The sequence below is a fragment of the Chryseobacterium scophthalmum genome, from assembly GCF_900143185.1.
In the GTDB taxonomy this organism is placed as follows: Bacteria; Bacteroidota; Bacteroidia; order Flavobacteriales; family Weeksellaceae; genus Chryseobacterium; species Chryseobacterium scophthalmum.
The window spans coordinates 195,163-222,126 of record NZ_FSRQ01000001.1; the positions used below are offsets into that span (position 1 = coordinate 195,163).

Here is a 26,964-nt window from a genome sequence, read left to right on the forward strand (position 1 = left end):
GCGCATTTATAAAAATGCTACTGAATAAAACGATAAAAAGGGTGAACAAAAATCTTCTGCTTAAAAAAGGCATCTTCTAAATTTTATTGAGGAGTAATTTCGTACTGTAGCGTAGTAGAATACTCAGTAGGCTTAGCGTTAATTAATTGCTCATCTTGTGGCAATGTAAAATATTTGATGTCGTAATTGTAGATTGTAGTTTGAGATACATTTCCTTTGGCAAGAGTCTGGCTTGCTGTACTTAATGTGATCGGAAAAACAGTTTGATTACTCTGACCTAAAGGTTGCAAACTAAGATGTATTGTACCCACAGGAATAGAATAATTACCAATATTGGATAACAAATGACTTTGTAGTGATCGCACTTTTATCTGAAAGTTGGTATTTGTGCTGATTTGCAAACCACTAGGATAAACAACACTGGTTCCGTTGTTGTAATCCTGCATGCTATTAAATTCAAGCAAACCGTTTGCAGCATTCATGTTTACTTTTAAAGACATTTCCTGCGTTACAGGTGGCGTTCCCGTCAAATTAGCAATATGAAATTCAAAAGTATGGCTTATTTTTCCAATCACATTGTTGTATTGATCGTAAGCTGTAAATTCTACGGGAGCTGCAAACCTTGTCCATGCCGGATAAGTTCCCAAATACGCGCCTCCCATGATGGTAATTCCGTATTTAAGCTGAAGATTATAATAGCCGTTTGGCGTTGCGGGCATATTGTACATTGGCGCATTTGATTGTGGAACCAAAAAAACTTCTGCATTTTCTTGTAAAAATACATTATGTGGAACTCCGATTTGCGCAAGTGATGGAGTAGGATTAGGATAAGCTTGCCCTGTTGAAGAAATAGGTTGAAAGGATATCTTATTTCCAGGGATAGTATATTGTCCGTCTGTAGAAGTGATTACTTGCTTAAGTTTTGCAGAAAGTTTCCAATAAGGCATGTTTAAATTACCATTGGCTGCAAATGTTACGGTATATGCATCAGGATTATTATTTCCATTATAAGAATTTACCTGCATGTAGCTGTTTGTCCATGAAGTAAATGAAACCTGTGCATTAACTATCATGGATATTGTGATGAATAGAGCGACTAATACCTTACTCATAATTAAAATTTAGTTCTCCCATTTCTAATGTCTCGTTATCTCCATAGTCAATCATAACCGACACGTTATATGAGCCCTTGTCTTTTAAATCCTCTACAGGAATGCTTATTTTTCTAATGTTTCTGGGTAACGTATAAAAAACAATAGGGTCTATCGTAATTTTTTTACCAGTACTGGTATTAATGATATCTGTGATGATTTTTCCATCTGTCCAAATATCTGATTGATTTTCAAAGGTGATATTCAACAGTTTTTTTGAACTGTCAAATTTCAAATCTTTAATTTCAATCTTTCTTTTTACAACTTCTGGTGTTCTATGGAATATTTTAATTCCGGAACGAATACTTACTTTAATTTTTGCTCCTTTTTTGTCTACATCATCTACAGGATTCATTTGGCTAACAAATAATACAGCAGTATGCGCAGAAAGTTTATCCTGATTTACTGTAGGTGAAGTAAGGGTTACTTCCAGTTCTTTTCTTTCTCCGGGAGCCAGGCTGAAGTAATTATCGTTTTTTTTGATATTGATCCAGCTTGCACAAGAGTTTTTCAATGTACCGGCTGCATACATATTATTTTCACCTTTTTCATCATAATCCCAATCTCCCAAACTTACTGCAAGGTCTAATGTATTTTCTGCACTCACATTAGTAACCGTTATTTTTTGCGTGCTACTAGATCCTGCTGCAGACTCAAAATATACTCTCGGTGGAGAAACCGAAATACCTGTCTGTGCACTGATTTGTATGATCAGAAAGACGAAAAATAAAGTGATTTTGTTCATGATGGTGTTTTAAATTACATGAAAAGTGTCACAAATAAATTGTGACACTATAATATGCTATAGTTATAGTTTGTTATTTACTAACAATCGTATAAATTAATTTTGTTGTATAAAGAGTAGGATCTTGATTTGCAATATAATTGTTAATGTAAGTATTTTGTCCAGCTCCTCTATATTCAATGCTAATCTTTTTGTTAGCTCCACCAGTCGTAGAAGTTACCAAAGTGCTTTCGGTTCCAGCTAACGCCACGTTTTGAGAGTATTGAGCTCCATTAACAGCATCTGAACCAGCTGTAGCTGTTAATCTAATAGTATTTGCTTGGATGCTTTTTCCTCCATTCTGCATTGCAGCGTTTTCACTTTTTACTTTTACTTCAAAACCTCCTGTACTGTAGATGTTTAAGTGATCTGCATTTGGTGATGATACACCATTTGCATAGTCATCTGTTGTTTTGTACTCTAAGTTTACTTCTTCTTGAGATTTGTTTACTACTAGCGTTTGAATTGGTTTTAATTTCACGTTTAATGTTACGTTTTGAGCGCTAGCTGTTGCGAAAGCAAATAATCCTGCTGCCGCCAATAAAAATTGTTTCATATTATCAATCAGTTTTAATTTTAGATAAGTTATTATCTATTCTTTTCGGGTGCAAAGATATAGCGCATTTAGAGATTGGGATTTGCAAAAACATGCTTATTTTTTGCAAATTTTTACACAGATGACTAAGATTGCAAGATAATCTGCAATAAAAAGCATTTTTAATGAGAATATTCAATTCAAATAACTGTTTAAATAGCTTTAGAAAGGGATTTTTACAAATTTTGCTTAGGAAAAAAAAATAAGGTAACTGGGTTCATTGATTTTATTCAATAAATCCAGTTACCATTGAAAACTGATGATGAAAAGTTTATTAATATGATGAATGTATTGGTTGAAAAGAATAGATTATAATACTAATAAAAACTTTGTGATTTGGTGTTCTTTCTTATTTTCTGATATAGATAATTTTTTATTGTCTTTAATTATTACTGCAAATCTAGTCAGTATATATACGTAATGCAATTTACTGTGGGTTTGATTTAATAATTTTTACGTAAAAATTTATAAATTATTACGTAAAAATAAATTGTAAATATTTGATTTTAATGTTTTTATATTTTTATTATTAAGAATTGTACATAAATAAAAAATGCTCTATAAAATAGAGCAAATATGAAGTGTAAAAATAAATTTATTGGAAATTACAGGTGTTTTAGCCAATCATTTCTCTCATATCAGATGGTTTTTTTCCGCTGTGTTTTTTCACGAAATTAGTAAAGTTGCCTTCATCTTTAAATCCTAAATCAAATGCAATTTCTGATAATGTCTTAGTTGAGAATTTAATTGCTTTCTCACATTCGAATCTTACTTTTTCTATAATCATTTGCTTGGCAGATTTGCCATAAACAAATTCAGTCATATCGGTTAACTTCCGGCTGGAGACTCTTAATTCGTCTGCGTAGTGAGAAACTTTTTTTTCAATCTTATAATCTCTCTGAAGAATTACAGTAAAACGGTTGACTAAGCTTACAGATTCTAAATGTTCTTTGGGATCATTTTTATGATCAATATGCAAATGAGCATCAAGAATTAAACTTTCTATGGCGTTATGTGCTGCAGAAAAATAGATGTTTTTTTCATCAATGGCAGAAAATCTTTTAAGCCTTTCTATTAATATGATTTTGTTGTAATCATTATTACCAAAATACGGAGCTACAAAAATGTGAGATTTACTGTTGAAAAAAATACTTGAATTGAGATATATACTGTCTTTTGATGTTTTGTCGAAAAATTCTTTAGTGAAAACAATCGCATAAATTTCTTTACCCAATGCATTGCCAAATTCTACTTTCTTTTGTGGCCCAATAAAAACAGAATTTCCACCGGGGATATGATAAGGCTTATGCTCAACAGTAATATTGAGATCTTCGGCAACCAAATAGATCGCAAAATATTCTAGTGTATTAAATTTTCTTGAGAAATTATTGCGTTCTATTATGTCAGAAACGAGAGTAATGCTGAAGCCGTTTTCTTTTAATTCATCGGATACTTGATGCATTGTTGAAGTTTGTGTTTTAAAAATGGTTATATTCTTCAAAAATAGGCATTAATTGGCGATAATTGTTACTTTATTTTGATATTTTGTTGTAATTTTTCAAGAAATATCAAAAACAAGTTTGATTATGTCATTTTAGTTTTGTCGAAAACTTGATTTATCTAAATTTAATCATACATACAACTATTTTGAATCCATTAATTTCTTTGTTTGTTCTCGTCTTTTTTGTTAAAAATCTGATGTAATTAAGGGTGAAATGATGAAGAATTAGAAAATAAGAATAGTGAGATGATAGATTTTTTAGTTAAAATTGATTTTTCAGCTGAAATACTATCTTAAACCGTAGAATGAGCTATTAAATTCATAATCAATGTATTTTTAAAATATCCTCTTATATTTTTAGCGTTTTGATATTTTATTTTAGATTCTATATATCAAAAAATGCCTCTACAATTAGGCTGGAATGGTCTTAAACCATATATTTGCACCCTAAATTTTTATAGACATGAAAGAACTTATCGAAAAAATCAACGCAGAATTTGAAGCGTTCACAACTGAAGCTAACCAACAAGTTGAAAAAGGAAACAAAGCAGCTGGAACTAGAGCTCGTAAATCAGCTCTTGAACTAAGCAAATTGTTCAAAGACTTCAGAAAAGTTTCTGTTGAAGAATCAAAAAAATAAAAAATAAGCCGGCTGATTCAGTCGGCTTATTTTTTTAGGTTAAAATTATATATTCTTACTTACTTTTGGCTTCGTATTCATTATCGCCTGATAAGATGATGTAAATGCTGAAAGACTTTTGTACCCCACTTTATAAGCAACCTCGCTTAATGTAAACTGATTGGAGTTAATCAATTCTATACTTTTCAAAATTTTAATCAATTGTGCATATTTCTTTATACTTATTCCAGTTTCCTGTTTGAAAATACGCTGAAGACTTCTTACAGAAAGATTTGCGGTTTCTGCTAATTCTTCAATACTGTAATCATTTTTGAAATTTAAATTAATAAATTGGCAGACTTCAAGCAATCTCAAATCCGAAGGTAATGGAATTTGTAACGCCGTATTTTCTTTGCAAAAATTGGGAAGGCTAATCAATAATGCATTCATAAAAGCTTCCTGTTCATGGTTTTCAGCTATTTCTTTATTCCATTTTTTAGCATAAAAAATCATTTCTTTTAAAATCGGAGGTGCAGGAAAAACATGTGTTGTTTTATAAAATTGGTGTTCCGGGATATTTTTAAATAAACTTACCATCAATTTTACAGTTTCTGCTTCAGAAGTTATTTTATGTTTTTGCAATGACGGAATCCAGATGACATGATTTTGCGGAACAAGATAAACTTTATTGTCAATGTGAAAATATTGGTAACCTTCTTTCACAAAAGTAAGTTGTGCTCGCTGATGAAGATGCTCGTCATCGTCATGTTGCCAATTTTCTTCGTACCAAATGTAAGCTTCATTCTCAATAGAATCATCCAGAAATCCGTTTTCATTTTCAATGAGACTACATTTTGACTTGGCGTTTTGCATAAAATTTTTGGCAAAATTAATAAAAATGACAGCACTAAATTTGCATTATCATAAATAATTTACATGAAAACACTCAATAGATTTTTAGCAGTTTTTATTTTAACAATAATTTCAAATGCAATGATGGCTCAAAATAACAAAGCAAAAGTATTAGTACTGATTCATTCTGACAATGGCGGAACTTACGAATTGGCAAAGCAAATCTCTAAAGGAATTGAAGCTAATGGAAATGTTCAAAGTATTATTAAACAGGTAAAATCATCCAATCATACAAGTTTAAAAGATATTCCGGTGGCTTCTGTGGAAGAATTATCTTCATACGATGGAATTGCTTTTGGTTCACCCGTTTATTTTGGAAATATCAGTACAGGAATGAGTGAATTTCTTTCTAAAACAGTGAATTTGTGGACCAATCACGCATTGGAAGGAATGCCTGCAACCGTTTTTATGTCGGCTGGAAGCGGAGCGGGAAATGAATTGGCAGTTCAGGCCTTTTGGAACAGTCTTTCCGTTCACGGGATGGTTTTAGTCTCAAACGGAATTCGTGGGGCTGAAAAAATAGATAAAAATATTCCGCAGGGAAATACGGTTTTGGGGGTAACAAGTCTTGCTTCTATTAAAAATGTAGAGAGACCAAGCTCTGGTGAAAAGGAGATCGCTTTTGAACAAGGGAAAAACTTTGCAAAAGTTGTATTTGCTTTGAAAGGAACTTTTAACAAAAATTCTGAAATTAAAATTTCACAAAACAAAAGCATTGAAAAAGTTTTGGCTGAGAAAAACATCGTTCTTCCTAATGTTCCGAAACCTGCCGGAAATTATCAGCCTTTCGTAAGATCTGGAAATCTGATTTTCATCAATCAGGTTGCTCTGAAAGACGGAAAAATTTTATATCCCGGAAAATTGGGTGTTTCTATAGATGAGAATCAGGTAAAAGAAGCGACTAAACAGACGATGCTGAATGTTTTAGCAGTTTTAAAAGATGCAGTGAACGGAGATTTAGACAAGGTGAAAAAAGTGGTGCAACTTACCGGAATTTTCAATACGAAAGATAATTATACAAAGCACGCTGATTTGATGAATGTTGCTTCAGATCTTGCGGTAGAAGTTTTTGGTGATAAAGGAAAACACGCAAGAGCTACATTTGGTGCTTCTTCTGTTCCAGTAAATTCTTCTGTAGAAATTCAGGCGATTTTTGAAGTAGATTAGTTTTAAAATATCGTTAAAGAAATTTAAATAATCACAAATAATATTAAATATATCAAACCTTATTGAAATGTATTCTCATTTGAATATATATTTGTTCCGCTAATAAACCATAGCGGAACTTTTTATGAAACATATTTCCTTTTTATTTGTTTTATTATCGGCATTTTTCTCGGCACAAAAATTACAGGTTGTAGATGCTGAAAACGGAAAACCTATTGCTAACGCCAGAATTATTTTATCAAACCAATTGCTCTATACTAATGAAGATGGTTTTGCGCCTGTAGATGAGAATTCTAAAGACTTTGAAGTTTCTGCGTCGGGCTTTAAGAAAGAAAATTTTAAAAACTTCAGCTCTGTCATTAAACTTGAACCTGTTTTTAAAAATATTGAAGAAGTGAAAATTATTAATGTAGATATCAAGAAGATTATTGAAGATTTGCATAAGAATTATAATAAACGATATTTTGACAAGCCATCACTCTATGATATTACTTTTAAATCTAAAGGTTTTAATAATGATAGCCTGTTTTTTATGGTAATTGCAGAAGCTAAATTGTGGACTAAAAGCAATTCTTACAATTTTAGAGATGGATTTAAGAAGAATTATGACGAAATATTACAGATACAGCTCAATAATGTAAAGTATAAAAAAAATAGTTCGAAAGGTGTTTTTAATGTGAAAACAAATGAGTTTGAACACGCAAGTATGGGTGATTATTTTTTTAGTTTTGAAATATATCGATTGTTAGCCAATATGAATAGTAAGAATTCAAAAATAACCGGTCGACTAATTTCAGAAGATAATGACACCCAGGTTATTTATGTAAAAGTACAATCTGAAAGAGGAATAGATGTATCGGGTGAAATTACTTATAATAAAATAGATAAAGTAATAACGTTATATGATTTAAATTATCAGCAGGAAAATTTCCCTGTTTATAAAAGAACAAATAAAGACGGAGTAGAATTTGATTATCAGCTTGGAAATGCAAGGGTGATTTTTGATTTTTATAAAAAGAACGGAAGCTACATCCCTCCTTCTAAAAAAATTACCGGCGAAAAATTCTTTGTAAGCTATGATGGTAAAAAAGATGAGAGAAGCTTTACTACAGAAATAGTCTACAATACTTTTACAAGATCTGATAAAAAGGGATTAGACACAAAAGTAGATTTCAATAAAAGTATCTGGGAAAATGTTCCGGTGAAAGAAGATAAAGAAGCGACTATTTTACTTTCAAAAGAAGAACAAGAATTTATCAATCAGAAATAATTTACCATGAAAAATATACTTTTAACAACAGTTTTACTAGCAGGTTTTACTGGAAAAGCGCAGACTCACCGTTTTATTTATGATGTAGAATACAAAAAAGATTCTACACAAAATGTCACCACTAAAGAAAATTATCATCTCGATATTGAATCTAAAATAATTAAATATTACCCGCGCGATTTTTTTGTTGGAGATTCTTTGGTAACTAGAAATTTACCAATTACTGACGGTTCAAAATTTAATACGTCTCATATTATTACTCATAAATCTGGTACGGCAGACTATGATTATTATGATGTTTTGGAAAATGTTGTTTTAAAACTTTCTTCTAAAAATACCCAAAACTGGAAGCTTACTAATGAAAAAAAGAAAGTGAAGGATTTGAATATGCAAAAAGCGACTACAAATTGGGGCGGTAGAAATTGGACAGCATGGTTTACAACTGATATTCCTTTTCAGGAAGGCCCTTACAAATTTCACGGACTTCCCGGTTTAATTACAGAATTGTACGATGATAAAAACAATTACAAATTTGAATTGGTAAAAACCCAGAAAATTGCTAATCCTAAAGGAAATATGTTCATCGATTATATGTTGGGAAACAGTATTGCTGTAGATGAGACAAAATATAAAGATTCTAAGCTAAAATATTACGATTCCCCTGTCAATTATTTAAGAAATGCAACCCAACAAACCCGTTCAAATGAAGAATTTTTTCTAAATGATGGAACTAAAGTCGGGCAAAACAATTCCCGTGAAGTCAATGAAAGATTAAAGGAAAAAATCAGGAAATATAATAATCCGATAGAGTTGGATAAAGCGATAAAATATTCATTATAAAAGTAAAAATTAAAAATTAAAAATTAAAAATTAAAAAGTTTGCCTTAAATTCTAATAAAAGTAATTTATAATTTTAGATCTGTGCAAATCTGTGTAATCTGTGGGAGAAAATAAAAATTCATTTTCCGCTGATCATACGTGTTTGCATAGATTTTTTATTTTTAATAGAAGGTTTTAAGAATTTTAATTTTCGCTAAATAACTTTATCTTTATGCCAATCAATAAAAGTATGAAGATAAACACCTTTTTTGCAGTTCCTGCAGTAGTTTTGGCGAGTCAGTTTGTCAATGCACAATCAACCACTCAGAAATTAAATCCGATTGTTGAAAGTTTTGTCAACGAAACCAATAATCATTCTCAGTTAGAAGATATGGCGTTCGAGCTATTAGACGGTATCGGTCCGCGTTTGGTGGGAACTCCGGAAATGCTGAAATCTAATGAATGGACTGCCAATAAATTAAAATCTTGGGGAATTGAAGCCAATTTACAACAATTTGGAATCTGGAAAGGTTGGCAAAGAGGAACTACACATGTTGATATGGTTTATCCACGTGTAAGATCTCTTTCTGCAACACAATTAGCTTGGAGCCCTTCAACGAAAAAAGCAGTTGAGGCGGAAGTGATAGTTCTTCCTAAAGTTTCTTCTAAAGCAGAATTTGATCAATGGCTTCCTTCTGCAAAAGGAAAAATAGTTTTGATGGCTCAATATCAGAAAATCGGTCGTTCAGATGAGCAGATCAAAGAATTTGCAACTCCTGAATTGTACGAAAAACTGAAAGCTGAAAAAGAGCAGGCTTCAAAAGACTTCCGCGATTATGTAAAAAATATCGGATATGATAACAATACACTTCCCGAAGCTTTAGAAAAAGCAGGTGCAGCCGGAATTGCAATTTCAAACTGGACAGGAATTATGGGAGCTAACCGTATTTTCGGAGCCAAAACTTCAAAAATTCCAATGTTTGATATCGACGTAGAAGATTACGGAATGTTGTACAGGATGGCTGAAAAAGGAAGCAAACCAAGAATTAAAATTGACGCTCAATCAAAAATCCTTCCTGATGCGAAAACATTCAACACCGTTGGAATGATCAAAGGTTCAGAAAAACCTAATGAATATGTAATTCTTTCTGCGCATTTAGATTCTTGGGACGGCGCTCAAGGAGCTACAGATAACGGAACGGGTGTTTTGACCATGCTTGAAACGATGAGAATTCTTAAAAAATATTATCCCAATCCTAAAAGAACCATCGTTGTCGGACTTTGGGGAAGTGAGGAGCAAGGTTTGAACGGATCAAGAGGTTTTGTTGCCGATAATCCTGAAATTATTAAAGGAACTCAGGCAGTTTTTAACCAAGATAACGGAACCGGAAGAGTTGTAAATATTGCAGGACAAGGTTTTGTAAAATCATATGATTATATCGGGAAATGGCTGAATGCAGTTCCAAAAAATGTGAGAGATCACATCAAAACAGATTTTCCGGGAATGCCGGGTGGAGGAGGATCTGATCACGCTTCATTTGTTGCAGCAGGAGTTCCAGGATTTTCTTTAAGCTCGCTAAACTGGGGCTATTTTGGTTACACATGGCACACTACGAAAGACACTTATGATAAAATTGTTTTTGATGAAGTAAAAAATAATGTGATTCTTACTGCAACGTTAGCGTATATGGCATCGGAAGATCCTGAATTTACAAGCAGAGAGCGCAGAACAATGCCTGAAAATGATAAAGGAGAAGTAGCAAAATGGCCGGAATTAAAAGAGCCAAGAAGAGATTCTAAAGATTACAAATAAATAAAAACTATCATTTAAGTAACAACTTATTTCTGGATGAAAAATCGGGTTGAGACCATATCTTAACCCGTTTTTTTTATTTAAAAATGAAAAAATCTTTATTTTACACGAACAAAAACCTGATTATCAAAATCCGGATACGTTCTAATGAGTGTATCTTGGTTTTTAAAACCTATAAAATTCTTATTTAAAGTGGTATTTTCATATAGAAATTCTTTAAAGGGAAATATATTGTATTCTTCAGATTTTACAAATTTATAATTGAACTGTTTATTATTAATTTCACGTTCACGCTGAGCTTTTTGAGGTTCAGAAATTTTAACAGTATATCTGTCTTCAATTATTTTATTTTCATCTGTTTTCTGTTTTATCTCTAATTGTATGTTCAATGAATCATTGGTTTTCCAAGAACCGATGAAATCTTTACCGTTATTTGTTTTAGATTTTGGTTTACAGCTTATAATAAGTGCAAAAAATAGGAAATATAGATATTTCATTAATTTAGTGTTTTAAAATTGAGCAGTTTTCTAATTTCCGGAATTTGATTTTCTTTTACAATATAAGTTTTACATAATTTATTATTCATGTGCATACTTAAATCTGTTCTAAAAAATGTCTGAGTTCCAAATGCTACATTTTTGGTTGTGTACTCTGAAAAGGAAGGGTAGAAGTTTGCTAGACACAAAAAATTCCTTTTTAAAGATGTAGAAAAATCAGGAAAGTTTCCGAAGTCATCTATAGCTATCATCTTAAAAAACTTTTTTCCTAAAGTTGTCCCCCAAAGAGTTTCTGTAATACTTCCAATAATTATTACAGATGGTATTGAAAACAAAAATGAGAGAAAAAGATTTTGTTTAAAAACGAAAAGGAAAATCAAAAATAAAGGAATTATATCTAATATTTTTGCACATTCTCTTTGCTTCTCACTACGTGGAAAATCAGCTTTGTAAGGTAAATCATATTCAAATTCATCATAAATACGTCTGCCTTCCGAATCAAAATTTCGGGTTGCTCTGCGAGTTGTTTTTCTTTCTTTAAGCTCTGATATTCTTTTCATCTATAATCAAAATTAAATATTTTTCATAAATTATCAATAGAGTTTGAATTAAAATCATTCAACGGAGCTATTATTTTCAAACTAAAAAAGCAAGAACATAAATGCTCTTGCTTTACTTTTTATCTCAGATCACCAAAGTTAATAGGATTTAAATACAAAACTCCAGATCTGAAAATTTTGAAACGGAAGGTTTATATTCCGGAATATTCAATGCTCCAAAACCATATTCACAGAAAATAAATGATAAATGGTTTGCTTTCGCAGAATCATGATCTGTCTGTGTATCGCCTATGTAGACTGAATTTTCACAGCTTAAATGATTTCTTTCCATGAGCAGTTTTATGTTTTCGGCTTTCGGTTTTTTAGTACGTCCATGAGATTCAATGTCTGTAAACAGATCATTAAATTGATAGTATTCTAAAAATGCCTCAATATATCCATCCTGACAATTGCTTACAATGAAAAGATCGTGTGTGTTTTTCAAATTCGCCAGAGTTTCTGCAACTCCTTCATAAAGAATACCGCCATAAGTACGTAAAACCTTATTTTCCTTCTGTACAATTTCCACAAGAATCTCCTGCACCTGTTGATCTGAAATCCCGGGAATGATATCTTTTAAAATATCATCAAATAGAAGTCCCATATATTGATCCATATCTTCAGGTTTCAATTCTCTTTGCAACAGTTGACGTTGGGTTAAAACCTCATTCCAGATTTTGATGATTGTAGCTCTGGGATCCCAAAGCGTTCCATCTAAATCGAAAATTAAATTTTTTTTGTTCAAAATGATTGTTATTTAGGTTGATTTATATAATTGAAGAGTTTTTGCAAAGGATAATTTACAAAACCATGCTGAGCTGAATTCTCTTCCTCGCTTCATCCACTTCAGTAACTCTTACCTGAACGTGTTGATGTAGTTTTACCACTTCATTTACATCAGAAACGAAACCGTCTTTCAATTGAGAAATATGTACCAGTCCGCTTTCTTTAATTCCTAAATCTACAAAACACCCGAAAGCGGTAATATTGTTGACAATTCCTGGAAGAATCATTCCGGTTTTTAAGTCGGTAATCTTTTTTACATTTGGATCAAATTCAAAAACTTTTGCTGCTTTTCTAGGATCTAATCCCGGCTTTTCCAGTTCTTTCAAAATATCTTTTATTCCTAAAATCCCGATGTCTTCCGTTATATATTTTTCAGGTTGAATTAAATTGATTTTCTCTTTATTGGCAACTAATTCATTGGTTTTAATGCCTAAATCTTTCGCCATTTTTTCGATAATCCCATACGCCTCAGGATGAACTGCCGAATTGTCTAAAGGATTTTCTCCATTGGTAATCCTGATGAAAGCTGCAGCTTGTTGAAATGCTTTTTCGCCCAGTCTCGGAACTTTTTTCAATTGTTTTCTGTTTTCAAAAGCTCCGTTTTCAGCACGGTAATTCACAATATTTTCCGCCATCTTTTCTCCGATTCCGGAAACGTAGCTTAAGAGTGATTTGCTTGCGGTATTCAAATTAATTCCGATAGAATTTACACATTTCATTACCGTAGAATCCAATTCGTTTTTCAATTGAGTCTGGTCTACATCGTGCTGATATTGACCGACACCAATTGATTTAGCATCAATTTTCACCAATTCAGCCAACGGATCAGAAAGTCTTCGTCCGATTGAAACCGCGCCACGAACGGTTACATCAAAACTAGGAAACTCATCTCTTGCGATTTTACTTGCAGAATACACCGAAGCTCCTGCTTCCGAAACAACAAAGACCTGCAATGGTTTATCAAAACCGATTTTTTTAATGAAAAATTCAGTTTCACGGCTTGCAGTTCCGTTTCCGATAGAAATTGCCTGAATATTATAAGCATTTACCATCGAACGTATTTTTTTCATCGCCATTCCGCTTTCGTTTTGTGGAGCATGCGGATAAATGGTTTCGTTGTGCAGTAGATCTCCTTTTTCATCCAAACAAACCACTTTACAACCACTTTTGAAACCAGGATCGATCGCTAAAATTCTCTTTTCACCTAAAGGCGGAGCTAATAAAAGCTGACTTAAATTTTCAGAAAATATTTCGATGGCTTTTTTATCGGCTTTTTCTTTTGCTTCCTGAAGAGTTTCGTTGGAAATTGCTGGTTCTAAAAGTCTTTTATAAGAATCTTTGATGGCTAAAGCGATTTGCTCTGAACTTTCATTTTTAGATTTAATAATCGCATTTTCAATAAAATCAACAGCTTCTTCTTTGTCGATTTCGATATTGATTTTTACGAAGCCTTCGGCTTCAGCTCTAAGCATTGCCAAAAGTCTGTGAGAAGGAGTTCGGTTGAGGCTTTCTCCCCATTCAAAATATTGTGAAAATTTTTGTGCTGCTTCATCATCTTTTTTAGCTTTAACAACTTTCGAAGTAACAATGGTTTTTCTTTGAAAAAGACGGCGAAGATTTTTTCGGACGTACATATTTTCATTGATCCATTCTGCCATGATATCTCTTGCACCTTGCAGAGCTTCTTCCTCAGAAGAAACCTGATCATTCAGATATTTTGAAGCCAAAAACTGAATATCCTGAGCTTTTTGGCTCATAATAATTTTAGCTAAAGGCTCAAGCCCTTTTTCTTTGGCAGTATCGGCTTTGGTTTTTCTGCGTTTTTTGAAAGGTAAATACAAATCTTCCAACTCCTGAATATCAAAACTTTCTTCAATTCTTTGTTTTAATTCAGGATTTAAAGCATCTTGTTCTTCTATAGATTTTAAAATACTTTCCTTACGTTTTACTAGGTCTTCAAACTGTTTGTTGAGTTTTGAGATTTGCTCAATTTGTGTTTCATCTAAATTTCCTGTAGCATCTTTTCGATAACGAGAAATGAAAGGAATTGTACAGTCTTCAGATAATAGTTTTAAAGTAGCATTAATGCTTTTATCGGATATGTTAAGTGTTTTATGTATAAATTCTGTTACAATCATGAGGCTTTTTTAGAATGGCTAAAATACTGACTTTTTTAGAGGAATAAAATATCTGTGAATGGCAATTTATACTTTGCAGAATTAATAGGCAAACATATTTAAAAAACCGTGTAATGAACAAAATATATTAATTTATTAAAAAAGATAAATAATCTACATTTTTAGTAGATTATACGATTGTTTTAGATAATTATGTTGTGGTATGAATAAAAATACTATATTTGTGCAACATCACAAAATAATATGCCTATGAGGAAATTTTCTACTTCTTCTATTCCTTTTGTATTTACAAACTCAGATGTTTCTCTAATCCAAAAAAACATCTTAATTACTAATCCATATTCTATATTATGAACAGATTTTTAACAATTCTGGGGATTTTGCTGTGCTTTCAGCTCAAAGTCTCCGCACAATGTACGGCTATGCCCGTCCCTTTCTTACAATCTTTCAGCGCGGGAGTATTACCTCCCTGCTGGACAAGTCAGAACCCTACAAGTACATCAACAAGTTTATATGTTAAATGGAGATTTAACACATCTGCTGGTTATGGGGTAACCGGAAACGGAGGAAAACCTGCAGGAACTTTTGCCTGGGTTGATGCAACTTCACCATATGATAACGTGCATACGGTCGAACTTATCAGTCCACAGATTAATCTGACCGGATTGACCAATCCTTATGTAAAATTTGAATGGTTAAAAAACCATCTTACCTCAGCAACAGGAACGGTTCCTCCTTACGAAAATAATAGCATGAAGCTTGAGGTAAATAACGGAAGCGGATGGGTTGAAATTTAGTCTGATAATAGTAATGCCGCAGAATGGAGAACGGTAGGAGTTCCTCTTGCCGCAAGCTATGTAGGAGCGACCATTCAGCTTAAGTTTACTGTTGACAAAGATGTTGCTAACAACGGAAATTTTTATGACGATATACTTCTTGATGAGGTTCAAGTAATACAGGCACCGACTTGTTTTGAACCTGTTATTGCACCCGCAACAAATATTACTCCCAACTCTGCAACTCTGAATTGGGCAGCACCATTAGCTCCGTCTCCGACACCTGCAGGTGGATATGAATATTATTACAGTACTTCAAATACTCCTCCAACTGCTGCAACAGTAGGAAGCATTGTTCCCGGAATTTCTGCTAATATCACTCCTTTGGTTGGGGGAACAACCTATTATTGGTGGGTTCGTTCGGTATGTTCTGCTTCAGATAAATCATTATGGGTAGCAGGAGAACCTTTTACTCCTGGACAGATTGGTGGCGGAACAGCAACACATGCATTTTTACCGGTGTATTCTTGCTCAGGATATAATTATTCTCAACAAATCTATACGGCAACAGAAATTGCAACAGCGGTTGGAACAAATAATATGATTACAGCTATAAAGTTTTTTGTATCTACTACTGCAGCAAATCAGGCAAATTACAATCAATGGGTGGTTTATATGGGGAATACAGCTCAAAATGATTTTGCTACAACGACAAGCTGGATTCCTGCTGGAACAATGACTCAGGTTTATACCGGAACATTACCATCAATGACTGCAGGAACATGGATTGAAATTCCTCTTGCGACACCATTCCTTTGGGATGGAACGAGTAATGTTGTGATTGCAGTAGACGAAAATGCTACAAGCACATCTTGTACAGCTAACTGGGGAAGCTACTCTGCAGGACCCAACAGAGGAATGCTTTATTATAATACGACCACTAATCCGGATCCATTGAATCCTCCAACAGCAACAAGCAGATATGCAGTTTTGCCAAGGCTTCAACTTATCGGTACAGTTTTACCTTCGTGTACGAATGTGCCACCATCTAATATTATAGTCAATAATATCATGGCCACTTCTGCTTCGGTATCATGGACTGCAACTCAGAATGCAACCTATGTCGTAAGATACAGAGTTTTACCATCCGGAGCATGGCAAACGATTAATATTACTACACCATTTACAAATAATGTTCTGCTTTCGGGTCTTATTGAGCAAACTCAGTATGAAGTAGAGGTTGCTACAATCTGTGGAACTCAGGGAACTTTCTCTGCATCAATTCCTTTTACCACTCCAGCTCTTATTTACTGTGGTTCAGGAACTGCTACAGTGACCAATGGTTTTATTAATAACATTACAATGATAGGAACCAATGTTCCAACGGTAACTAATAATTCCGGATCAAGTACTTATACAGATTATTCTACTGATCCATCCAAGACAATTACTTTATTAAGGAATTCTGTTAACAATACACTGTCAGTAGGAAGAACTATTGCTTCGAGTACTTATACTACTTATGCATGGATTGATTTTAATGGTGATGGACTTTTCAATAATAATCCCGTAGGAACTGCAGGAGGGGAACGAATTATGAATCTCGGGTATTCTAATACAACACCTGTAACTGCAAATTTTGATGTACCAGCCAATGCTTATGTTGGCAACAGTAAAATCAAAATGCGTGTTATCGTCTATTCAGGCACTCCAACAGATCCTTGTATGAACCTTACGGGTAACGGAGAAGTTGAAGATTATCAGATTAAATTTATTGATCTTCAACCATGTACTACAGCACCTCCAACAAGTATTTCTGTAGGAAATCTTACTCATAATTCAGCATATGTATCTTGGATGCCAACAGCAAATGCGACTTATGTTATCAGGTGGAGGCAAGGTACTACGGGAGCATGGTTGCCAAGTGCAGCTGGATTGACTCTTCCTGCAGGTCAAAGCTTTCATACTATTACTGGTCTTATTGAGCAAACTGCTTATCAGGTACAAATAGCTACAGTATGCGGTGGAAATCAGGGAACTTTCTCGTCATTGATAGACTTTACGACTCCACCGGTTACTTATTGTAATATGAATGGAAGCGGGACGAATGATTACATTTCAAATGTAAAAGTAACGCCTATAAATTTCCCGGTTATGGAGAATATTTCACTTCAAACCAATTATATTAGTTATACAACGCCTGCAACATTAATTAACCTGGAAGTAGGTTCGGTGGGTAATCAAATTTCAGTATCAAAAGCTTGGGTAGGAACTACCTATGGAGACTCGGTACATGCTTGGATTGACTGGGATAGAGATGGAATATTTACGGATAGTGAAAAAATAATGACTACTCCTTCCAATACTACAACTCCTCTTACAATTACATTTAATGTTCCGGCAACAGGAGTTTATACAGGAAATAATACAACGACAATGAGAGTTGTATTGAAGCGAGGAAGTGCACCATTGATGTGTCAGGATGCAGTTAACGGAGAAGTGGAAGACTACGCAGTAAGATTAAAACCCTGTAACAATGCTACTCCAGGAGCACCAACTTTTACTACAATTACTCATAATTCGGTTATTGTCAACTGGACTCCTGCAGCAAATAATAATGCATTTGTTTTAGAATACAGACCGGTAACCAATCCAGCTTCTGCATGGACAACGATGAACCTTTCGGTTTTAGGAGGGAATCCACCAGTGAGTATTACAGGATTAACACCGGCAACAATGTATGAAGTTAGGGTTGCCGCAGTATGTGGTAGTGGAGGAGCAGGTGCTTTTACTCCCGCAGAAACATTTACAACAAGATGCGATCCTACACCACCGAACGCTGTGATATCTAATATTACATCAAATTCAGCAATGGTAACATGGAATCCGATTGTACCAAATGCTACTTATGTTTTAAGATGGAGAGAGGTTGGGACTACAGTATGGAATATGCCAACATTGCCTCCTCCACCAATAAATACTTATGTAATACCGAATCTTGAATCTTATAAAACTTATGAAGTGCAAGTAGCAAGTATTTGTAATGGGGAAACAAATCCTAATCCATGGTCGATTACACAGATATTTACCACTGTAAGAGTGTGTGAAGTACCTCCTCCAGGATTTACGATTACTCAATTAACTCCTACAACTGCAGAAGTGGTTTGGGATGCTTATACGGGTACCGGAGCTACCAATAATTACACATTAAAATACAGAAAAGTAGGAATACCAAGCTGGACGACTATTAATGTGAGTAATAATACCTATACAATAACAGGATTATTAGAACTAACTAAATACGAAATGCAGATTGCAAATGTTTGTAGTGGAGGAGCAGGGAATTATACACCTCCTTACTATTTTACAACACCTACAGTGATTTATTGCCAAATATGCATTCAACTAACTTTGCTTCTGAATATATTTCAAAAGTTACTGCTACACCGAATGGTAAGCCTGAAATGATTAATGTTTCAACAGGAGCTGCTTATTCTGATTTTACAGGAGATTCAACTAAATTTATTGAATTGATTCAGGGATCAACAGGAAATCAAATTACTATTGATAAAACTCAGGGAGCAGATTCCGGAGTTGCGGTTTGGATTGACTTCGACAGAAACGGAACTTTTGATCTTAATGAGAGAATTCTTGCAGACGGACCTAATTCAAATTCTACTGCAAATGCAATATTTACTGTACCATCTGATGCTTTTATCAGTATGACCAGTTCTAAATATGTTGTGATGAGAGTAGCGATGGCTAAAGGAGCAATTCCTGTTAACTGTACCAGTTTTGACGATGGGGAAGTAGAAGATTATACAGTAAGAATATCAAAATTACCAATTGTCAATTCAGTTAATCAGACAGATATTTTGATTTATCCAAATCCTGTTAAATCAGTCTTGAACGTTAAAAATATTAGTGAGAAAGCAAATTATAAGATTTATAGTGCTGCTGGAAGGCTAGTTTCTAGCGGATTAATCGTGAACAATAAAATTGATGTAAGCGCACTTCTTAGCGGAGTATACGTTATTGATATTGAAGATAAGAAAGGAAATGTGCAGAAAAAATTCATTAAAGAAGAATAACTGATTTAATTTCCGTCTATAAAAATAAGCTCTCAATTTTGAGAGCTTATTTTGTTTTATTAAAGATATATTGATAAAATTTTATATTAAAACCTCATTGTAATATAGTAAATCATTATTTTCGTCAAAACCAATAATCATCACACGGAAATTTTTTGCATCATCGTTATTATACCATTGTACAATAGTCGGTTCTCCCGATTTACTTTCTAAATAAGGATTCCAATACAAAATGCTTCTTTTATCTTCGGGCACAGATTTTGCGCTTTCTTCATCGTAAATTCCATTATTAAAAGGCACTTCTTTATCATATCCATTGAGTTTGACCTCTGTAAGATTAGAGGATAGAGTAGTGTCTACCCCAGAACCGGTAGTTCCGCCACGGCGGGTATAGATTGCAACTGCTCCATTTCCTCCTCCAAAGCTTCCTGCAAAATTTCCTTTAATTACTTTTACCATTGCAATGTTTGAGACAGGAATATTAGAAATCTGGTTTGCGTCAACTCTCATTTCATCCAAGAAAAACTCCATAGGTCCACCACGATTTGTTGCAGTATAACTACCACCCTGCATCTGAATCTGAAGACCTGCAACTCTACCCTGCAGATATTGTAAAATATTTTGAGAGCCTTGTGCATTTTGGTTTTCATTCACCAAATCAAAAACAGTTTCGTTTCCACTTCTAAAAAGGGGACTGCTGAGTTCATTATTAAGTTTTTTGGTTAAATCTTTCTTTTGTGCTTTAATTTTAACCTCTTCAATAAGCGTTTCTTTTTCTCGTAAATTTGTCTGTGAACTCTTATTCGCTACAGCACGTTCTATTTCGATAGGTATTGTATCTGTTGAATTGCGCTGTACAAGTGTATAATTGTTAGATGGTAGATTGTTTCTAAAAGGTAAGAATGAAAATGAGGGTTGGAAATAAACCCGTACCGAATTTTTGTTTGTTTTCTCACCATTAAGTTGATAAGAAAATGCCATTGAATCTTCGAAAACCAAACCATTCAAAGTGAACATTCCCTCTTTATCTGTTTTAATTAAATTGTATTTAATTCCCTGGTCCGGCATTTTGAAAATTAAATTAATCTCTGCTTCCGATGCCGGTTTTCCCAGTTTTGTAGCTTTTCCTTTGTAAGAAAGAAAGTTTTCGGGTTTATATTTTATAGCAGGAAAATTTCCGGACATGATGGTCTGCCAATTAAATCTTGACCATTTTTCTGAAATCAGTAATGCATCCAATGCATCAATATTTCTGTTTTTACTGAAATATTGGGCAGGATTATAAAGTTTTGAAGTAATATCTCCAGTAAGCCAAAGTGTACTCAATAAACTGTTTTCATTCTCAGGATTTTCACTTTCATTATCTGTTACGCTTACAAGATAAGTCGACATAGATGAGTCATTACCGATGTTAAAAGAATTGCTGTCTCTAGGCTTTAAACTAAATGAAGTACCTTTTAAAGAAGGTTGTTTAAGTTTAAGGGATTGAGGTTGTACAAAACAAAGTCGCTGAGCAACAATATTCTCAGATTCGTCAAAAATAGTGAGATTAAGAATCCCGTTCACCAATTGACTGGTTGGAATTGAATAAACCCGATCTGAAATATTAGAAACATTAGCTTTATAAACCAACTGACTGTTAATGGTTGCTATAATTTTATATTTTGAGTTTTGATCAATATTTTTACCCTTTAAAACAAACTTTATGGCATCAGATTGGCTTTGAACCTGTAAATTCACTCCTGAAGAAACGACTTCGGGTAAATTAATAGTCAGTTTGATTCCTTTATCGTCTTCTACAATAAGCTGATATTTTTTCCCGCTGATAGGCGTGAAATTAAAAGAGCCAATATTCTGATCAAAACCCTTAAAAGTAACTAATTTAGTTTGTAGATTCTGAGCTTCTGTAATAAAGCCATTCCAATTTATTGGTGTTTCTCCTTTTGATTGTAACCTAACTGCAAATTTTGTATTGATACCATCAATAAAAGTTCCGCTCTCCGGAAAAATAGCGGCAGTCCATGGAGCAGATGTATTTTTTACTAGCTTTTCAGGCGATGAAGGATTGTATACTGTGATCGGTATGATTTCATTAAAATCATCACTGAAATTCCCCATCCATGTGGTATAAGCTCTGATGTAATAAACATCTTCTTTCAAATTAGCAGGCAAACTAATACTTCCGCTGCCTTTACCATTAATTAGAGGATATATTTTTTTGCTGATCTGTTTTTTATTTTGGTCATACAGCTCTAGAAAAACATTGGTGGAAATTGTAGAAGGACTGTATCCGTCAAATACAAAAGAAGTAAACCACAGATTTTCGCCTGCAACATAATTTTTTTTACTTAAAAGGAGGTGTATTTTTTCCTGAGGATAATTTTCTTCAAACTTTTTAAGCGCTTCTTCTGCTTTGTTCTGGGAAAAATAAAATGGAGCAACAATTAATGATAATGCAATAAGTGGTTTTTGCGAGAAAGATATATTCATATGCGGATTCGTGTTTTTATTGTATTTCAAAAATACATTTTTTCTTTTATCAGAGAAATAATTGAAAGTTTTTTTATGAAATTAATATTAAAAGATGTGTTTTTATACCTTAAATCTTAATTTACATAGACATTAACGGAATATTCAGACATAAAAAATGCCCCGCAGATAGGCGAGGCGCTAAATGTTTTCACAACGGAATAATCCTTATTGTGAATTGCTTTCGGATACAAATCTAAAAATAATATTTTTAATCAGTTTACGGTTTTCCACATTTTTAGCTTTATAAAGTTAAATAAAAAAAATAAATATTTAAAATGTATTGTGATTTATAAAATATATAATCTATATTTGTATTGTCAAAAATAAAGTCATCTAAGATAACTTTATTTAGGGGGTATAGCATAACGGCTAATGCGGCGGCCTGAAAATTCGTACATACGGGTTCGATTCCCGTTACCTCCACGACAAAATTAATGATTTATTTTCTTATAACGATTATATATTTAAATAAATCAGTTGTGAATTGCTTTCACATTTAGAGAGATTGCGAAAGTAATCTCTCTTTTTAATTGGTTGTTGTTGTGTTTTCTATGAAATACGGGAATCCGTATAAATCATATATCAAAATATTTTATTTTTATACTTTCTTGAAAAAAACTTTTTGTTATGGTGAAAAATATTTTAGGATTAGATTTAGGTGTTACTTCTATTGGATTTGCACATATTCTCGAAGGTAAAAATCCCGAACAATCTTCTATTAAAAAAATAGGAGTTCGTGTAAATCCTTTAACGACCGATGAACAAACCAATTTTGAAAAAGGAAAACCTGTTTCTGTAAATGCAGACAGAACTTTGAAACGTGGCGCAAGACGAAATCTCGACCGTTATCAAGATCGGAGAAAAAATCTTATTGATGCTTTATTGAAAGCTAATATTATTACAAATGAAACTATTTTAGCCGAGAACGGAAAAGACACAACTCATTCCACTTATCTTATTAGAGCAAAATCTGCGGTTGAAAAAATAGAGAAAGAAGAATTGGCTAGAGTTTTTTTAGCTATTAATAAAAAAAGAGGATATAAAAGCAGTAGAAAAGCAAAAAACGAGGATGAAGGTCAAATCATCGACGGAATGGAAATCGCGAAAAAACTATACGAAGAAAACCTTACTCCAGGCCAATTGGCTTATCGGTTATTAAAAGAAGAGAAAAAGTATCTGCCTGATTTTTACCGTTCAGATTTGCAGTCGGAATTTGATAGAATCTGGAATTTTCAGAAACAATTTTACCCTGAAATTTTGACTGATGAATTTTATAAAGAACTAAAAGGAAAAGGGCAACGTGCGACCTCTGCCATGTTTTGGACAAAGTATGGGTTTAATACAGCAGACAATAAAGCGAAAACGAGAGAAGAGAAAAAACTGCAAGCTTATTTGTGGAGAAGCGAAGCGCTTAATAAGCAATTGGGAAAAGAAGAAGTTGCTTTTGTGGTTACTGAAATCAATAATAATCTTAATAATTCCAGCGGATATTTAGGTGAAATCAGTGATAGAAGCAAAGAGTTATATTTTAACAATCAAACGGTTGGTCAATATTTGTATGAAAAGTTAAAAACAAATCCTCATACGAGATTGAAAAATCAGGTATTTTACCGTCAGGATTATTTAGATGAATTTGAGAGAATTTGGGAAATTCAGGCAAAATTTCATCCAGAATTAACGGAAAAATGGAAAACGGAAATTCGGGATATTATCATTTTCTATCAACGAAAACTAAAGTCGCAAAAAGGTTTGGTAAGTTTTTGTGAATTTGAAAGTCAGAAAAAAATCATCAACGGACATAAGAAAACGATAGGCTTAAAAGTAGCTCCGAAATCTTCGCCTTTGTTTCAGGAATTTAAAATCTGGCAGGTTTTAAATAATGTTTTAGTCAGAAAAAAAGGAAGTAGAAAAAGAGTTGCAAAAGCAGATGCTCCAACTTTATTTGATGAAGAAAAGGAAATTTTTATTTTCGATTTGGAAACCAAGCAGAAATTATTTGATGAATTAAATAGTAAAGGAAATTTAAAATCTGCAAAAATCCTTGAACTTTTAGGTTATAAATCGACCGATTGGGAAATGAATTATTCCGAATTGGAAGGTAACAGAACGAATAAAATTTTATTTGATGCATATCTGAGAATTTTAGAATTGGAAGGGTATGACGAAGATCTATTGAAACTTCAAGGGAAAGACGACATTGATATTTCTGAGCTGAAAGCATCAGTTTGGGAAATAAAAGATATGGTAAAACGTGTTTTTGAAATATTGAATATCAATACAGAAATTTTAGAGTTTGATGCTGAGCTGGATGGAAAAGATTTCGAAAAACAAGCTTCTTATCAACTTTGGCATTTGCTGTATTCTTATCAGGAAGATAATTCTAAAACCGGAAATGATACTTTGTTTAGGCTTTTAGAAGAAAAATTTGGGTTCAAAAAAGAACATTCTCAGATTTTGGCAAACGTTGCTTTTTCGGATGATTATGGTAACCTAAGTACGAAGGCAATGCGGAAAATTTATCCGCATATTAAAGAATTGACTTATGATAAAGCTTGCTTACAGGCGGGTTATAAACATTCTGCTTTATCTTTAACCAAAGAAGAAATTGCAAATCGTCCTTTGAAAAATCAATTAGAATTACTCAAAAAAAATAGTTTACGAAATCCTGTTGTTGAAAAAATATTGAATCAATTGGTAAATGTTATCAACACTATCATTGAAACCAACAGCAAAAAAGACGAAGAAGGAAATATTACTGAATATTTCAAATTTGATGAAATACGTGTAGAACTGTCTCGTGATTTAAAGAAAAACGCAAAAGAAAGAGCAGAATTAACGACCAATATCAACGCTTCAAAAATTGCCCACGAAAAGATTTTTAAATTGCTTCAAAATGAATTTCATATTAAGAATCCAACTAGAAATGATATTATCCGTTACCGTTTGTATGAAGAGTTGAAAAATAATGGTTACAAAGATTTATATTCCAATACTTATATTTCAAGGGAAATTTTGTTCAGTAAACAGATTGATATCGACCATCTTATTCCTCAATCTAAAATGTTTGATGATAGTTTTTCAAACAAAACTGTAGTTTTTAGAAAAGATAATTTAGACAAAGGAAACAGGACAGCCTTTGATTATATTTCAGAAAAATTTGGAGAAAACGGAATTGAAGATTTCAAATCAAGAATTGAAATGCTTTTCGAGCAAGGAAAGAAAAATAAAGAGGAAGGAATTTCTAAAGCCAAATATCAAAAATTATTAAAACAAGAAGCTGAAATTGGTGATGGTTTTATTGACAGAGATTTGCGCGACAGTCAATATATTGCTAAAAAAGCAAGGAATCTTTTATATGAAATCTGTAGAGTGGTAACGCCAACTACTGGAAGTGTTACTGCAAGATTGCGTGAAGATTGGGATTTAGTCAACATTATGCAGGAGCTTAATTTTGAAAAATTTAAAGCTTTGGGGTTAATTGAAAAAGTTGAGAAAAAAGATGGAAGCTTCAAAGAACGTATTGTAGATTGGAGCAAAAGAAACGACCATCGTCATCATGCAATGGATGCTTTGACGGTAGCTTTTACCAAACATAATCATATTCATTATCTAAATTTTTTAAATGCAAGAAAAAGCGAAAATCATAAAGAGCATAATGCAATTATCGGTATTGAAGATAAAGAAACGACTTGGAAATATGATGATGAAGGAAATAAAAAAAGAGTTTTCAATTTGCCGATTCCAAATTTCAGAAAACAAGCTAAAGAACATTTAGAAAACGTTTTAGTTTCACATAAAGCTAAGAATAAAGTTGTAACCAGAAATAAAAACAAAATCAAATCTAAAAACGGCGAAAGAACTAAAGTTGAATTTACACCAAGAGGACAATTGCACAAAGAAACTGTTTACGGGAAATATCAATATTACGTCAATAAAGAAGAAAAAATAAGTGCAAAATTTGATGAAGTAACCATTAATAAAGTGGCAAATCCGACTTATAAGAAACTCTTACTTCAAAGGCTTTCCGAAAATGAAAACGATCCTAAAAAAGCATTTTCCGGGAAAAATGTTATGAGTAAAAATCCAATTTATTTGAATGAAGAAAAAACTGAACTTTTCCCGGAAACTGTAAAATTAACTTGGCTGGAAGAAGATTATTCAATTAGAAAAGAGATCACGCCAGAGAATTTTAAAGATATAAAAATCATTGAAAAAATTTTAGATGAAGGCATAAAACGAATTTTATTCAATCGCCTGAAGGAATTTGGAAATGACCCTAAAAAGGCATTTTCAGATTTAGATAAAAATCCAATTTGGCTCAATGAAGCAAAAGGAATTTCTGTCAAAAGAGTGACTATTTCCGGAGTGAAAAATGCAGAATTTTTACATTACAAAAAAGATCATTTAGGGAACGAAATTTTAGATGATAATGGTAAGAAAATTCCGGTAGATTTTGTGAGTACAGGGAATAATCATCATGTTGCTATTTACCGAGACGAAAAAGGAAATCTTCAGGAAAGAGTAGTGTCGTTGTTTGACGCGGTTCAGTTGGTCAATGCAGGAGAGTCTGTTATCGATAAAAACTATAACCATGGTTTAGGTTGGCAATTTTTGTTCACAATGAAGCAAAATGAATACTTTATTTTCCCTAATGAAAAAACAGGGTTCAATCCTAACGAATTGGATTTATTAGACCCTAAAAATAAAAATGTGATAAGTCCTAATTTGTTTAGAGTACAAAAATTAGCAACTAAGAATTATATGTTTAGGCATCATTTGGAAACTGCTGTTGAAGAAATGCAACAATTAAAAGATGTTGCTTATATAAGTATAAGAAGTACAAATCCTTTAGGGAATATTGTGAAAGTACGTCTCAATAATCTCGGAGATATTGTAAAAATAGGAGAATATTAA

At 33.0% G+C, this 26,964-nt stretch carries 19 protein-coding genes and 1 tRNA gene; 10 read left to right on the top strand and 10 right to left on the bottom strand.

Going from position 1 to position 26,964, the window contains the following annotated elements; genetic code table 11:
* Positions 1-83: 83 nt before the first annotated feature.
* The 4 genes from BUR17_RS00825 to BUR17_RS00840 all read right to left on the bottom strand — a co-directional run bounded on the left by BUR17_RS00825 (position 84) and on the right by BUR17_RS00840 (position 3,992).
* Complete coding sequence (locus BUR17_RS00825; RefSeq protein ID WP_074228120.1) at positions 84-1,112, bottom strand: hypothetical protein; 1,029 nt, start codon at positions 1,110-1,112, stop codon at positions 84-86.
* On the bottom strand, positions 1,105-1,896 hold the full coding sequence (locus tag BUR17_RS00830; RefSeq protein ID WP_074228121.1) for a fimbrial biogenesis chaperone: 792 nt from the start codon (positions 1,894-1,896) through the stop codon (positions 1,105-1,107). The genes BUR17_RS00825 and BUR17_RS00830 overlap by 8 nt, the downstream gene beginning before the upstream one ends.
* Positions 1,897-1,969: 73 nt before the next feature.
* A complete protein-coding gene (locus BUR17_RS00835) occupies positions 1,970-2,491 on the bottom strand; it encodes a hypothetical protein (RefSeq protein ID WP_074228122.1) in 522 nt (173 codons plus the stop codon).
* A gap of 655 nt (positions 2,492-3,146) precedes the next feature.
* The gene (locus BUR17_RS00840) at positions 3,147-3,992 is read right to left on the bottom strand and encodes a helix-turn-helix domain-containing protein (protein ID WP_074228123.1); all 846 of its coding nucleotides are present in this window, start codon (positions 3,990-3,992) and stop codon (positions 3,147-3,149) included.
* A gap of 502 nt (positions 3,993-4,494) precedes the next feature.
* Here BUR17_RS00840 and BUR17_RS00845 point away from each other — a divergent pair.
* Complete coding sequence (locus BUR17_RS00845) at positions 4,495-4,671, top strand: histone H1 (protein WP_055981058.1); 177 nt, start codon at positions 4,495-4,497, stop codon at positions 4,669-4,671.
* A gap of 45 nt (positions 4,672-4,716) precedes the next feature.
* Here BUR17_RS00845 and BUR17_RS00850 read toward each other — a convergent pair whose 3' ends face one another.
* Positions 4,717-5,523, bottom strand: coding sequence for an AraC family transcriptional regulator (locus BUR17_RS00850; RefSeq protein WP_074228124.1), 807 nt, complete (start codon positions 5,521-5,523; stop codon positions 4,717-4,719).
* 63 nt (positions 5,524-5,586) lie between these two features.
* Here BUR17_RS00850 and BUR17_RS00855 point away from each other — a divergent pair, with 63 nt between their 5' ends.
* From BUR17_RS00855 to BUR17_RS00870, 4 genes are all read left to right on the top strand, one after another.
* Entirely contained in the window at positions 5,587-6,729 is a 1,143-nt protein-coding gene (locus BUR17_RS00855) for an Atu1372/SO_1960 family protein (protein ID WP_074228125.1), read from the top strand.
* Between the two features lie 124 nt (positions 6,730-6,853).
* Entirely contained in the window at positions 6,854-7,999 is a 1,146-nt protein-coding gene (locus BUR17_RS00860) for a hypothetical protein (RefSeq protein WP_074228126.1), read from the top strand.
* Positions 8,000-8,005: 6 nt separating this feature from the next.
* Positions 8,006-8,839, top strand: a complete 834-nt coding sequence (locus BUR17_RS00865; RefSeq protein WP_074228127.1) for a GLPGLI family protein — start codon at positions 8,006-8,008, stop codon at positions 8,837-8,839.
* Positions 8,840-9,068: 229 nt separating this feature from the next.
* Entirely contained in the window at positions 9,069-10,631 is a 1,563-nt protein-coding gene (locus tag BUR17_RS00870; RefSeq protein WP_074230173.1) for a M20/M25/M40 family metallo-hydrolase, read from the top strand.
* Between the two features lie 98 nt (positions 10,632-10,729).
* On the opposite strand, the gene BUR17_RS00875 is transcribed toward BUR17_RS00870, so the two are convergent.
* The 4 genes from BUR17_RS00875 to BUR17_RS00890 all read right to left on the bottom strand — a co-directional run bounded on the left by BUR17_RS00875 (position 10,730) and on the right by BUR17_RS00890 (position 14,651).
* Complete coding sequence (locus tag BUR17_RS00875) at positions 10,730-11,128, bottom strand: hypothetical protein (protein WP_074228128.1); 399 nt, start codon at positions 11,126-11,128, stop codon at positions 10,730-10,732.
* Positions 11,128-11,688 carry an RDD family protein gene (locus tag BUR17_RS00880; RefSeq protein ID WP_074228129.1) on the bottom strand — a complete coding sequence of 187 codons (561 nt, stop codon included), beginning with the start codon at positions 11,686-11,688 and terminating at the stop codon, positions 11,128-11,130. Before BUR17_RS00880 ends, BUR17_RS00875 begins: the two co-directional genes overlap by 1 nt.
* 148 nt (positions 11,689-11,836) lie before the next feature.
* Positions 11,837-12,472, bottom strand: a complete 636-nt coding sequence (locus BUR17_RS00885; RefSeq protein ID WP_074228130.1) for an HAD family hydrolase — start codon at positions 12,470-12,472, stop codon at positions 11,837-11,839.
* Between the two features lie 55 nt (positions 12,473-12,527).
* On the bottom strand, positions 12,528-14,651 hold the full coding sequence (locus BUR17_RS00890) for a Tex family protein (protein WP_074228131.1): 2,124 nt from the start codon (positions 14,649-14,651) through the stop codon (positions 12,528-12,530).
* Between the two features lie 350 nt (positions 14,652-15,001).
* Between BUR17_RS00890 and BUR17_RS00895 the strand changes: the two genes are divergently transcribed.
* From BUR17_RS00895 to BUR17_RS00905, 3 genes are all read left to right on the top strand, one after another.
* Entirely contained in the window at positions 15,002-15,448 is a 447-nt protein-coding gene (locus BUR17_RS00895) for a hypothetical protein (protein ID WP_143747500.1), read from the top strand.
* A gap of 363 nt (positions 15,449-15,811) precedes the next feature.
* A complete protein-coding gene (locus BUR17_RS00900; protein ID WP_074228133.1) occupies positions 15,812-18,895 on the top strand; it encodes a fibronectin type III domain-containing protein in 3,084 nt (1,027 codons plus the stop codon).
* Positions 18,823-19,518, top strand: a complete 696-nt coding sequence (locus BUR17_RS00905; protein WP_074228134.1) for a GEVED domain-containing protein — start codon at positions 18,823-18,825, stop codon at positions 19,516-19,518. The genes BUR17_RS00900 and BUR17_RS00905 overlap by 73 nt, the downstream gene beginning before the upstream one ends.
* 81 nt (positions 19,519-19,599) lie before the next feature.
* On the opposite strand, the gene BUR17_RS00910 is transcribed toward BUR17_RS00905, so the two are convergent.
* Positions 19,600-22,008, bottom strand: a complete 2,409-nt coding sequence (locus BUR17_RS00910; protein ID WP_084550326.1) for a TonB-dependent receptor plug domain-containing protein — start codon at positions 22,006-22,008, stop codon at positions 19,600-19,602.
* Between the two features lie 393 nt (positions 22,009-22,401).
* On the opposite strand from BUR17_RS00910, the gene BUR17_RS00915 reads away from it, so the two are divergent.
* Positions 22,402-22,473: transfer RNA gene (locus BUR17_RS00915), tRNA-Phe, on the top strand.
* 207 nt (positions 22,474-22,680) lie between these two features.
* Positions 22,681-26,964: a type II CRISPR RNA-guided endonuclease Cas9 gene (gene cas9 / locus BUR17_RS00920; RefSeq protein WP_074230175.1), complete on the top strand. Its 4,284-nt coding sequence runs from the start codon at positions 22,681-22,683 to the stop codon at positions 26,962-26,964.